Source organism: Xenorhabdus sp. PR6a (assembly GCF_028599065.1).
In the GTDB taxonomy this organism is placed as follows: Bacteria; Pseudomonadota; Gammaproteobacteria; order Enterobacterales; family Enterobacteriaceae; genus Xenorhabdus; species Xenorhabdus doucetiae.
Window position 1 is genome coordinate 19,500 of record NZ_JAQRFJ010000017.1, and the last position, 12,579, is coordinate 32,078.

Consider the following 12,579-nt stretch of genomic DNA (forward strand, 5'->3'; position numbering starts at 1 on the left):
GAATTACCCTTCCTGCTCAATCTTAGTCAGCACGTCACGCAGTACCGGACCGTACTCATATTTGCCGGGGCAAACATAGGTACATAATGCCAAATCTTCTTCATCCAGCTCCAGACAACCCAGCGCCTGAGCACTGTCACTATCACCTGCCAGCAAATCACGCAGCAGGTGGGTTGCCATAATATCCAGTGGCATTACCCGCTCATAGTTGCCAATCGGCACCATAGAACGTTCCCCGCCATAGGTCGTGGTGGAGAAAGCAAAGCGTTTCTTTTTCAGGAAGTGACCGATGGTGGTGCGGGTAATGGAGAACTTATTAACGCCCGGCGCGATCCAACCGAACAGCTCTTTTTCCCGACCTTCTGCCAGCACAGAAACTAACGTATGGAAACGGCCAAGATAATGGCGTGCGTCATCGGATCTCATGCCATACAGTACGGAACCCGAAACAATCCGGTTTTCACCCTCTTTTAGCTGATTCTGGGTCAATTCCAGCAAATCAGCGCCCAATCGGGTACGTACTAAGCGTGGAGATTTCACCTGCGGGCCGGCCAGAGAGACCACACGATCAGTGTAAAGCTCGCCGGTGGTAAACAGTTTACCGATGGCAATAACATCCTGATAACCCAGATGCCATACCCTTTTTTGAGCACTGACAGGTTCAATGAAATGAATGTGAGTACCGACTAAACCCGCGGGGTGGGGGCCAACAAACTGGTTATAGGTGATTTGGGCGTTATTTCCTGCTGTCGGGATAGTTCCGGCACCGTGGCAGACGTGGATTTTCCCCTCTGTCAATTTCGACAGGACATTCAGGCCATCAACAAAAGCCTCTTCTTGGGTTGCAATAACAACAAGTGGATCAGCCGCCAGTGGCTGCGTATCCATTGCCGTAACAAAGATTGCCTTTGGTGTGGAACCGGGAGCAGGGGAACGACTGAAAGGACGGGTACGCAATGCTGTCCACAGCCCTGACGCCAACAGATTTTTTTCTACCTGTTCACGACTCAGGCCAGCAAGTTCAGCATGCTCATAGCGATCAAACGTGACTTTCTCATCACCACTGACTTCAATGACGACAGATTGCAAGACACGACGTTCACCACGACCAATGGTTATCACTTTCCCGCTGGCGGGACTGGTAAAAACAACCCCTGGATTTTTCTTATCTTCAAAAAGCATTTGCCCTTTTTTGACATGCTCACCTTCCTTAACCAGCATAGAAGGACGCATTCCAACATATTCTTCACCCAGTAAAGCAACGTGGCGAATTGTCGGACCATCTTCTATAACTTGGGCAGGCGCTCCTGCGATCGGGAGGTCGAGTCCTTTTTTAATTTTAATCATAAGATTTGCACAAGTTTATCAGTTAAATCATAGACTACAGATTACCTTGCGGTATTCCCTTGGGTAATGCATCATTTTCGCGGAGGTCATTCTAGCATCTCCCCCCCTGACTGTCTGATTAATCAAGTGACTTAGCTCAAGCAAATAAAAATAATTTCTTTACTGAACTGTTAACTGCTCGGGAAAGGCGAATACTTTCATCGCTTTTCTCTACAATAGCTCAATTCGTGACCAAAAAGGCTTCACAATGACAGGACATCACTGCTATCTTTGACTCACTATTTTTTGCCGCAAAATTTTCGTCCCAAAAATGACAACCCTGTCGCCGATATTTCATCAAACTGTCTGGTTATGCTATGAAAAGAATGCTTTTTGGTTTTGCATTAAGCCTATTGCCTGTGCCCCTTTCTGCGGGTTCTGCCGGGGCACTGGAACGGATTGGCGCCAGGATTTTCATTCAAATATTCAAAGAAGAAAAACGCCTTGAGATTTATACACAAGACAGAACTGGCCATTATCAATTGACCCAAAGCTACCCGATTTGTCGTTACTCTGGCGGGCTTGGCCCAAAAACGCTGAAAGGTGATTTCAAAAGTCCGGAAGGGTTTTACGCTATTAGCCTCAAGCAATTAAAACCGGATAGTCGCTATTATCGCGCCATAAATCTGGGGTTTCCTAATGAGTTTGATAAATCCAGAGGATATTCCGGCAGTCATTTAATGATTCATGGTGCATGTAAATCCATTGGCTGTTATGCCATGACCAATCGCTACATGGATGAAATATACCAGTATGTGGAAAGTGCCCTGCATCATGGACAACATGAAATTAAAATCAATATTTATCCTTTCAGGATGACCCGGAAAAATATGAGGCGGCACCAGAATAACGATAATTATTCATTTTGGAAGCAATTGCAGCCCGCCTATCAGTATTTTGCCCAAAATAGCATTCCAGCGACTGTCAGCGTAATAGGCGGGCAATATGCGATTAATATGAAACCCAAAAACCCTTCATCCTTTTGGAACAATGAATCAGGCTATTCTCTCTCCAAGATGAAATAGGGCATAGTCACCGGATTCAATACGCTGCCAAACTTCATTTCCGGTTAAAGGTTGGGTGGCAATCACTGACACAACATCCCCTCGCTGAGTGTGCTGCTGGAAATCAATTTCCACATCCTGATCAAGTAATTTAGCCCTGCCGAAAGGCGCACGGCGGGTAATCCAATGCAATTGAGTCGAGCAATACGCCATGACAAACTGCCCATCTGACAACAGCATATTGAAAACCCCTTTCTCCCTTAGCTGCTCCGCCAGCGAGGCGATAAATTTAAATACCGCAGGCCAATGGGTCGGCCGCTTGGGATATTTCAATGATAATTGGTGCAGTATCCAGCAAAATGCCCATTCGCTGTCCGTCTCACCAACCGGTCGATAACTTCCTGTTCTCAGCTTATTGAATCCCTTAAGTTGGCCATTGTGGGCATAGGTCCAATATCTTCCCCACAGCTCACGGGTAAATGGATGGGTATTAACCAGAGAAACATTACCGCTGTTTGCCTGACGAATATGAGCCACAATCACTTCTGATTTGATCGGATAGCCTTGGACAAATTGAGCCACAGGGGAATGACAACTGGATTGGTGATCTTTAAACGTTCGGTATCCCAATCCCTCATAAAAAGTCACTCCCCAGCCGTCCTTATGCGGACCGGTATGTCCGCCACGCTGAATTAATCCACTCAGACTAAAAACGATATCTGTTGGCACGTTGGCGCTCATGCCAAGTAATTCACACATTGCCTACCCCTACCTACCTCTACCTACTTCTGACAACGATGCCTGATAAACAATAATCAGGCTGTTACCATTTCTTTTTCAACCAATTGAATCAAGATATGAATGACTTTGATGTGGATTTCCTGAATACGATCTGCATAACCAAAATGAGGTACCCGAATTTCAACATCTGCCGTTCCTGCCATTTTTCCACCATCCTTGCCCGTCAGCGTAATGACTTTCATTCCTTTGGCACGAGCGGCTTCAACCGCTTTAATAATATTACCAGAGTTTCCTGAAGTCGAAATTCCCAGCAATACATCACCTTGCTGGCCGAGGGCTTCAACATAGCGGGAAAAAACATAATCATAGCCAAAGTCATTGCTCACGCAAGATAAGTGGCTGGGATCAGAAATCGCAATGGCCGGATAGCCCGGACGATTTTCACGGTAGCGGCCGGTCAACTCTTCCGCAAAATGCATGGCGTCACAATGCGATCCCCCATTACCACAGGAAAGCACTTTTCCCCCAGCCTTGAATGAATCCGCCAGTAAAACCGCGGCTTTTTGAATAGCATCAATATTTGCGTCATTTTTGAGGAAGTTAGCCAACGTATCTGCGGCTTCGGATAATTCACTGCGGATCAGTTCTTGATACATGGAACGCATACTCCTGAAAAGTCTTCGGGGGGATTAATAATGTCAGCCATCCAGTGTAACGGATTCCCCACCCTGAAAGAAGATGTCATCACAGCTTGAGAGAATTATCGTTGGCAAAACTGAAATGACTTTGTGAGCTAGATTGTAATTAAGATGTAATCATATTGATAAATACGTTTTACTCATCTAAAAAGAAGGACACCGACAACAGGTCAGACCTCTGACAACTCAACCTGAGATTTACAGGAGTTTTACTATGACCGCTTTCAGCATTATTTTATTTTTAGTCTTGATTGGCGGGCTTTGTTACCACAAAGTCAGCCTGACTCTGAGTAGCTTACTGCTTGTTGCCTATACTTTCGTGATGGGCATCACTGGCCTCTGGAGTTACTGGTTGCTGTTACCCCTCGTTATTGTCCTATTCCCGCTGGTCTTTACCCCGGTACGTATTTCTCTGTTCTCTGCGCCCGGCCTCAAAGCCTTCCGTAAGGTGATGCCAAGCATGTCCACCACCGAGAAAGAAGCCATTGATGCAGGCACCACATGGTGGGAAGGTGATTTATTCCGCGGTAACCCTGACTGGCAAAAACTGCATAACTATCCCAAGCCGCAGTTAACGGCCGAAGAACAAGCCTTTATTGATGGTCCGGTCGAAGAAGCCTGCCGCATGGCGAATGATTTCCAAATCACCCATGAATTAGCGGACTTACCCCCCGAACTTTGGGCCTACCTGAAAGAACACCGCTTCTTTGCTATGATCATCAAGAAAGAATATGGTGGTCTGGAATTCTCCGCTTACGCGCAATCTCAGGTGTTGCAAAAACTGGCTGGCGTATCGGGAATTCTGGCTATTACGGTTGGCGTACCTAACTCTTTAGGGCCGGGTGAATTGCTGCAACATTACGGCACGGATGAACAGAAAAAACATTATTTGCCGGGCCTTGCCCGTGGTGAAGAGATCCCTTGCTTTGCCCTGACCAGCCCCGAAGCCGGTTCGGATGCCGGGGCGATCCCCGATACAGGCGTGGTCTGCATGGGTGAATGGCAAGGCGAACAAGTGCTGGGTATGCGCCTGAACTGGAATAAGCGTTACATTACCCTCGCGCCTATCGCTACCGTTTTGGGATTGGCCTTTAAACTGTATGATCCGGAGCATCTGCTTGGTGATACTGAATCACTGGGCATTACCTGTGCGTTGATCCCTACCAATACGCCGGGCGTTGAAATTGGTCACCGCCATTTCCCCCTGAATATCCCATTCCAGAACGGTCCAACCCGTGGTAAAGATATTTTCGTCCCTATCGATTACATCATTGGCGGGCCGAAAATGGCGGGCCAAGGCTGGCGGATGCTGGTTGAGTGTCTGTCTGTCGGCCGTGGCATTACCCTGCCATCTAATGCAACCGGGGGATTAAAAAGTGCGGCGATGGCAATCGGTGCGTATTCCTACATTCGCCGTCAGTTCAAGCTACCTATCGGGAACATGGAAGGCATCGAGGAGCCGTTGGCGCGTATCGCGGGTAACGCTTATCTGATGGATGCAGCCGCAACGATAATTACCAGCGGTATCATGTTAGGCGAAAAACCAGCGGTTCTGTCTGCCATCGTGAAATACCACTGCACGCACAGAGGTCAACGTTCCATCATTGATGCGATGGATATTGCCGGCGGTAAAGGTATCTGCCTTGGCCCATCCAACTTCCTGGCCCGTGGCTATCAGGGGGCACCCATTGCTATCACCGTTGAAGGTGCAAATATTCTGACGCGGAGCATGATCATCTTTGGTCAGGGTGCTATCCGCTGCCATCCTTATGTGCTGGCTGAAATCGCCGCAGCAGAAAGCAACAATGTGAAAGGCTTTGACAAGGCGCTGTTTGGTCATTTGGGCCATGTTGCCAGCAACACCCTGCGCAGCTTGTGGCTTGGTATAACCAAAGGCAGAACCAGCCGTTCACCAGTCAAGGATGCGACTCGCCGTTACTACCAACAGATCAATCGCTTAAGTGCCAACCTTGCCCTGCTCTCTGATGTTTCCATGGGCGTATTGGGCGGTAGCCTGAAACGCCGTGAACGTATTTCAGCGCGTCTGGGGGATATGCTGAGCCAAATCTTCCTAGCCTCTGCCGCCTTGAAACGCTATGAAGATGAAGGACGCCAGAAAGAAGATTTGCCGTTGGTGCAATGGGCAGTCGAAGACAGCCTGAATCAGGCTGAACAGGCCATGAATGATTTGCTGCGCAATTTCCCTAACCGTTTGGTTGCCGGTTTAATGCGGGTGATTGTCTTCCCATTGGGTCGTGGGCATACCGCACCATCTGATAAATTGGATCACAAGCTGGCGCAGTTATTACAAACCCCTTGCGCCACCCGTAGCCGGATTGGGCGTGGGCAATACCTGACACCCAGCGAACACAATCCTCACGGGTTACTGGAAGAGGCCTTGCACGATATCATCGCCGCAGAGCCAATCCATGCCCGCTTGAGCCGTGAAGCCGGTAAAAAACTGAGTTTCACACGCTTAGATGAATTAGCTGAACACGCCTTGGCAGAGCATAAAATCTCGCAGGAAGAAGCGGATATCCTGCAACGGGCGGAAAGCAGCCGGCTGCGTTCAATCAATGTCGATGAATTTGAACCTGACGCATTTGCTGTGCCCAATTCAGCAAAAAAGCCTGACAGTCAGCGTCAAAATAAAGCCGCCTGATGCTGACCGGAAAACCTGATTAATCCCAAACAGAGAGGCTAAGATACGGGGACCTAAAACGCCCCGTATTTTATTACCTGTATTTAATTAAATGGATTCCAGCGCTAACAACTCTGCGATTGTCTGGCGACGACGAATCAAACGGGCTTCTCCCCCGGTAAACAAAATCTCAGGGATCAAAGGACGGCTATTATAATTCGAAGACATCGAAGCGCCGTAAGCTCCCGTATCGTGAAAAATCAGATAATCCCCGACCTCAACGCGGGGCAACATGCGGGGTACGACCTCCCCGCCTTCTAACTGGGTAAACACATCACCCGATTCACATAGCGGCCCCGCAACAATGGTTTCTAATAAAGCCGTTGGAGGTGCAGTTGAAGACAGCGCATTGGCCGACAATACCGAAATATGGTGATAACTGCCATACATTGCCGGGCGCATTAACTCATTGAAACCGGCATCCACCAGCACATAGTGCCGATTGCCCATCGATTTCACCGCCCGGACTTCCGCCATCAGGATACCTGACTCAGCCACCAGAAAACGGCCGGGTTCAATTTCCAGCTCAACGTGATGCCCCAAATGCTGCTCAATACGCTGGCGGGCTTCATGCCACAAGCTATAATAATGTTCGGTATCTACTGATTCCTCACCGATTTTATAGGGAATTGATAGACCACCACCCGCTGAAATAGCCTGAATATCTTCTCCGCACAGAATGACTTGCTCCACCATGGCATTACACACGTTGGAGAGGTGCTGATAATCCACCCCTGAACCAATGTGCATATGCAGCCCCACCAGCTTCAAGCCATATTGATGAATTTTTTCCATTGCCAGAGGGAGATCCTGAAACCAGATCCCGTGCTTGCTATTTTCCCCCCCGGTATTCACCTTTTGGCTATGCCCGTGGCCAAATCCGGGATTGATGCGTAACCAAACCGGATGCCCCGGCTGACGCCCGCCAATTTGTGCCAGCATATCAATAGAGCCGGCATTGACCGGAATATCCAGCTCAATGACACGCGCCAAGGTTGCCTCATCAATCACATCCGCCGTGAACACAATGTCTGCTTTATCACGCCCGCCCTTAAAACCTGCATACAACGCCCGTTCGATTTCACCCAACGATACCGCATCAACTTTCACGCCCTGTTCTCTCATCAAGCGTAAAATATGGGTATTGGAACACGCTTTTTGTGCAAACCGAATCACATCAAACTGGCTTAATTTTTTGATTTGCCTGATGATGCTGTCACCATCATAAAGCCATAATGGCGTTCCATACTGGCTCGCTAAACGGAGCAGATTTTCAGGAGTAAAAGGTTCCCCCAAACCGTGAGTAGAAGTCGCATGAGTAAAAGTCGGCATAGTCATTGAAGCACCTCACAAAATCAGCAGATCCTTCATTATTGGCAATAATAAGGCAGGAAGAAAAATATCCATTTAGCCATAATCTATTCATTTGTGATATCGTTATGCCTGTTTTTTACTCAAAGAGACAAATCTATGCACTCCTGCTCATGGCGGCACATTGAAATTTTCCATGCGGTAATGACCACCAAAAATTTAACGGATGCCGCGTTATTACTGAAAACTTCCCAACCAACCGTCAGCCGTGAACTGGCACGCCTTGAACAATTATTGAAATTTAAATTATTTGACCGGATTAAAGGGCGCCTGTTTCCCACCGCCCAAGGCTTACGCCTGTTTGACGAGGTACAGCGCTCTTACTATGGTCTGGAAAGGATCATCAATGCGGCTGACAGCATCCGGCAATTTGAACAGGCACAATTGTCCATCGCCTGCCTGCCCATGTTCTCCCAATCTCTGCTGCCAAAAGCCTGTTGCAGCTTTATCGAACACTATCCCGAAGCCAAGCTGACCATTATTCCGCAAGAGTCTCCCCTGTTGGAAGAGTGGCTTTCAGCACAGCGCTATGATATTGGCTTAACTGAACATTTACAGACACCGGCAGGTACTGAGCGGGAGACGTTGATAACCTTAAATGAAGTTTGTGTCTTACCCCTTAATCACCCACTCGGTCAAAAATCACAACTGACGCTGGCAGATTTTCACCAGCAAAAATTTATCAGCCTGTCAGTCACAGACAGTTATCGGCAACTCATTGATGCCCTCTTTACTGAGCATCAGGTCAAGCGCAAGATGGTGATGGAAACCCACAGCGCCGCCTCCATTTGTGCCATGATTAATGAAGGCATTGGCATATCCATCGTCAACCCGCTGACTGCCCTGGATTATTTGGCTAGCAACGCAAAAATTTGCCTGCGTCCATTCAGTATCGACATTCCATTCACCGTCAGTTTAATCAAGCCCATCCATCGCCCCTCCTCAGAACCCGTTGAGGCTTTTATTACGCATTTAAAACAACAGGCGGCGCTATTTGCCGAAAAATTAGCATCCGCGTTTCAACATTAATTGTTGCCAGTGAGGTGATGTGGCAAACCAATCCACCAGAAAATCCAGCAACGCCCGCAACGTCGCCGGCATATTCTGGCGGCTGGCATAAATACCATAGATCCCCATTGCCTGAGGTTGATAATCAGGTAGCAGTTCCACTAACTGCCCTGACACCAGATAAGAAGCCACAGAATAGTAAGGCTGCATGGCAATTCCTGCCCCCTGCAAAGCGGCCTCCATTAATACGGTAGATTCATTGGCACTTAACGTACCACTGACCGGTACTGAATAGTGCTCATGCTGCTTTTCAAATCCCCATAAACTCTTACCGAAAAAGTTATAGGTCAGGCAGTTATGCAGGGTTAAATCCGCAGGGTTTTTGGGAAGCGATTTTCCCGCTAAATAAGATGGCGCGGCACAAACAACGGAATGGCAAGTCGATAATGGACGGGCAATCAGGTTTGGCTCCAGATTATTGGTAATCCGGATCGCCAAATCAACACGTTCTTCGACCAAATTGACAACCCTATTATCCATTTGCAGATTGACGGCAATATGTGGATATATCCGCATAAATTCAGGAATGGCAACCGCCAGTGCACTCATGCCCAACGACTGGGAACAGCTGACGCGCAACAATCCACTCAGGGTTTGCGCTTCCAAAGATTGCTGCACAGGCATATCTTCTGCCAATTCCATTAATTTAAGGCTGCGTTGATAAACACTCTCTCCCGCTGACGTCAGGCCAATTTTACGTGTCGTACGATGCAATAAGCGAACGCCCGACCATTTTTCCATCTCAGCTAAATATCGCGATACCATGGCTCTCGACATATCCAACCGCTCCGCTGCCGCAATGAGGCTGCCTTGCTCAACAATCGTCACAAACACTTGTGCTGCTGTGATCCTATCCATTTCAGCCAACCTATTTTCGCCTTAATTAGCTCGATTTATGCAACAAATAGTTGCTGATTATGCGGTTTTTAAATCGAAATATGCAACTTATTATACCTGTCATTCAAGCACACACGCATTTTGATACAGGAATTCGATGATGACCCGCAAAACAACATTAAATACCGCTCTGGCAGTGATCCTTTCTTTGGGAATGGCATCACTGGCTCAAGCCGCTGATCTCAAGTTGGATATCTACAATCCAGGTGAAAAAGGCATCTTCCCCGTCTCTTCTGAAATTATCAGTGGTGATCATGAAGTTGTTCTGATCGATGCCCAATTTAAGAAAAATGATGCCCAAGCGTTGGTCAACATGATCCAGCAAACAGGCAAAAAACTGACAACGATCTATATCAGCCAGTCTGATCCCGATTTTTACTTTGGCCTTGATGTGATCACCGACGCTTTCCCTGACGCCAAAGTCATTGCCTCACCGGAAACCATCAAAGCGATCAATGCAACCAAAGACGGTAAGCTGGCTTATTGGGGCGGCATTCTTGCTGATCAGGCCCCCAAAAAGATCGTCGTACCAGAACCCTTGCAAGGAAACGCCTTCACTGTTGATGGTGAAAAACTGATTGTTGAAGGTTTAAATGGCCCTGCCGCCGATCGTACTTTTGTCTGGGTGCCTAAATTGAAAGCGGTTGTGGGTGGTGTGACGGTTTCTGACAATATTCATGTCTGGATTGCCGATACCCAGACCAAAGCGTCACGCCAACATTGGCTACAAACCTTGGATCGCATCAAGAGCCTGAAACCTGATACGGTTGTCCCCGGCCACTATCTGGGGAATTCCTCAATGACATTGGATTCCGTGACGTTTACCCAGAATTATCTGACCACACTGGAAAAAGCGTTACCGCAAGCAAAAGATTCCAATGCGCTGATTGCCGCCATGAAAAAGCATTACCCTGATCTTGCTGACGAATCCAGTCTTGAACTGAGTGCCAAAGTCTTAAAAGGTGAAATGAAGTGGCCTCAGTAAATTAAAAATTATCACGGGCGTTGCAGGGAGTCACGCCCGTATAAACCACACCAATTCCAACAAATAAAACCAGTATTATAATAACATATTAAATACCACCTTAATTAACGTAGAAAAAACACTTGTGCTAATCTATGATAATATTTTTATCAAAATCCATTTTGCTATTTTATAAATATTTATGCCTTACCAAATACTATCTCTGCCAACACCACCCCCTAATAATACAATCGCAGATAAACATAAATAAGGCCCAAATGCGATAAATTCAGGAAAGGATTTTCTTTTCACGCTAATCATGAAAAATCCAAACAGCCCGGATAATGAAGCCATCAGCATCAATAGGGGTATCATTTCCACCCCCAACCATGCACCGATTGCCGCAGTTAATTTAAGATCACCATAACCTATTGCCTCCTTATTTAAGGTATATCGACATAACCAATACAAAAACCACAAAAAAAGATACCCTGATATGGCGCCATATATTGCACTTTTTATCGAAACCCATTGACCATCAATATTAAATAAAAGCCCCACCCATAATAAAGGAAGCGTGATAATGTCCGGCAAGCAATAGGTTTTAATGTCGATAACAGCCAATAACAATAAGGTGCTACAGAAAAACATAATTATTATATAATCGACGTTATTTAAAATAGAATCCCTTCCTTTTTCATCTGTGATGAAATTAAAATCCATGTATAAAAACATCCCTGTTACTGTTTTCTTTCCTTATTTCCTGACCTCAATCAGAACAAGGTGGATATTAATTTTTTATTCCGTTCATTGGCAATCGATTTTTAGCGAAAAAGGCAATGACAAAATAAATATGCGAGCCAGCTCGCAAGGCGATAACCTGTATTGCTTAAGCCAAGAGATAACTTGATCACGCAAACAGCGCTCATTTATCATGGCGATCAATCAACGTTGTCATGTGGCTGTTTGCGCCATACCGGAAGCCTCCGGAAAAAAGAAGGAAAGAAGAAATATGCGAATTCCCCGCATCTATCACCCTGAACGGCTCTCAACAGGAACTGAAATCTATTTGAGCGATGATGCGGCCAATCACGTTGGTCGCGTGCTGAGAATGGGCAACGGGCAAGCATTGCAACTCTTTGATGGCAGTAATCAGGTTTTTGATGCAACTATCACTGAAACCAGTAAAAAAACCGTCAAAGTCGCTATTCTTGATGGCACATTATCCGATCATGAATCCCCACTCAACCTGCATCTGGGGCAAGTCATGTCCCGTGGTGAAAAAATGGAATTTACCATCCAAAAATCCGTTGAACTGGGTGTCAACACGATTACGCCACTCCTGTCTGAACGTTGTGGGGTAAAACTGGATGCAGAAAGGTTAGAGAAGAAATTACAACAATGGAAAAAAATAGCCATTGCTGCCTGTGAACAGTGCGGGCGTAATCAACTCCCTGAAATTCGCCCCGTGATGTCACTTGAAACCTGGTGCGCGGAAAACGATGGCAGTCTAAAATTGAATCTGCATCCCCGTGCCAAACATAGCATCAATACCCTCCCACTTCCGGTGGAAAAAGTACGCCTGCTGATTGGGCCTGAAGGGGGGTTGTCTGCCGAAGAAATAGAAATGACAGCAAAATATCAATTTACTGATATCCTGTTAGGGCCTCGCATCCTGAGGACAGAAACTACGGCACTCACTGCAATTACTGCATTACAGGTGCGTTTCGGTGATCTGGGTTAAGGAGA

Annotated in this window: 11 protein-coding genes; 5 read left to right on the forward strand and 6 right to left on the reverse strand. The window is 46.8% G+C overall.

Going from position 1 to position 12,579, the window contains the following annotated elements; translation table 11 throughout:
* Positions 1 to 3: 3 nt before the first annotated feature.
* On the reverse strand, positions 4 to 1,347 hold the full coding sequence (locus tag PSI15_RS06885; RefSeq protein WP_273582882.1) for a Na(+)-translocating NADH-quinone reductase subunit A: 1,344 nt from the start codon (positions 1,345 to 1,347) through the stop codon (positions 4 to 6).
* Between the two features lie 356 nt (positions 1,348 to 1,703).
* Between PSI15_RS06885 and PSI15_RS06890 the strand changes: the two genes are divergently transcribed.
* The gene (locus PSI15_RS06890) at positions 1,704 to 2,411 is read left to right on the forward strand and encodes a L,D-transpeptidase family protein (protein WP_273582883.1); all 708 of its coding nucleotides are present in this window, start codon (positions 1,704 to 1,706) and stop codon (positions 2,409 to 2,411) included.
* Here the strand turns inward: PSI15_RS06890 and PSI15_RS06895 are convergent.
* Complete coding sequence (locus tag PSI15_RS06895) at positions 2,382 to 3,149, reverse strand: class II glutamine amidotransferase (RefSeq protein WP_045969378.1); 768 nt, start codon at positions 3,147 to 3,149, stop codon at positions 2,382 to 2,384. The two genes, PSI15_RS06890 and PSI15_RS06895, sit on opposite strands and share 30 nt — an antisense overlap.
* A 56-nt stretch (positions 3,150 to 3,205) precedes the next feature.
* A complete protein-coding gene (gene lpcA / locus PSI15_RS06900) occupies positions 3,206 to 3,787 on the reverse strand; it encodes a D-sedoheptulose 7-phosphate isomerase (protein ID WP_273582884.1) in 582 nt (193 codons plus the stop codon).
* 256 nt (positions 3,788 to 4,043) lie between these two features.
* Between lpcA and fadE the strand changes: the two genes are divergently transcribed.
* Positions 4,044 to 6,491 carry an acyl-CoA dehydrogenase FadE gene (gene fadE / locus PSI15_RS06905; protein ID WP_273582885.1) on the forward strand — a complete coding sequence of 816 codons (2,448 nt, stop codon included), beginning with the start codon at positions 4,044 to 4,046 and terminating at the stop codon, positions 6,489 to 6,491.
* 87 nt (positions 6,492 to 6,578) lie between these two features.
* On the opposite strand, the gene lysA is transcribed toward fadE, so the two are convergent.
* Positions 6,579 to 7,862: a diaminopimelate decarboxylase gene (gene lysA, locus PSI15_RS06910; RefSeq protein ID WP_273582915.1), complete on the reverse strand. Its 1,284-nt coding sequence runs from the start codon at positions 7,860 to 7,862 to the stop codon at positions 6,579 to 6,581.
* 138 nt (positions 7,863 to 8,000) lie between these two features.
* Here lysA and PSI15_RS06915 point away from each other — a divergent pair, with 138 nt between their 5' ends.
* Complete coding sequence (locus PSI15_RS06915; RefSeq protein WP_273582886.1) at positions 8,001 to 8,930, forward strand: LysR family transcriptional regulator; 930 nt, start codon at positions 8,001 to 8,003, stop codon at positions 8,928 to 8,930.
* On the opposite strand, the gene PSI15_RS06920 is transcribed toward PSI15_RS06915, so the two are convergent.
* Positions 8,907 to 9,827: a LysR family transcriptional regulator gene (locus PSI15_RS06920; RefSeq protein WP_273582887.1), complete on the reverse strand. Its 921-nt coding sequence runs from the start codon at positions 9,825 to 9,827 to the stop codon at positions 8,907 to 8,909. The two genes, PSI15_RS06915 and PSI15_RS06920, sit on opposite strands and share 24 nt — an antisense overlap.
* Before the next feature lie 139 nt (positions 9,828 to 9,966).
* On the opposite strand from PSI15_RS06920, the gene PSI15_RS06925 reads away from it, so the two are divergent.
* Positions 9,967 to 10,851, forward strand: coding sequence for an MBL fold metallo-hydrolase (locus tag PSI15_RS06925; RefSeq protein WP_273582916.1), 885 nt, complete (start codon positions 9,967 to 9,969; stop codon positions 10,849 to 10,851).
* A gap of 186 nt (positions 10,852 to 11,037) precedes the next feature.
* Here the strand turns inward: PSI15_RS06925 and PSI15_RS06930 are convergent, their stop codons facing one another.
* A complete protein-coding gene (locus PSI15_RS06930) occupies positions 11,038 to 11,553 on the reverse strand; it encodes a prepilin peptidase (protein ID WP_273582888.1) in 516 nt (171 codons plus the stop codon).
* A 289-nt stretch (positions 11,554 to 11,842) separates the two neighbouring features.
* On the opposite strand from PSI15_RS06930, the gene rsmE reads away from it, so the two are divergent.
* On the forward strand, positions 11,843 to 12,574 hold the full coding sequence (gene rsmE / locus PSI15_RS06935) for a 16S rRNA (uracil(1498)-N(3))-methyltransferase (RefSeq protein ID WP_273582917.1): 732 nt from the start codon (positions 11,843 to 11,845) through the stop codon (positions 12,572 to 12,574).
* Positions 12,575 to 12,579: the final 5 nt, after the last annotated feature.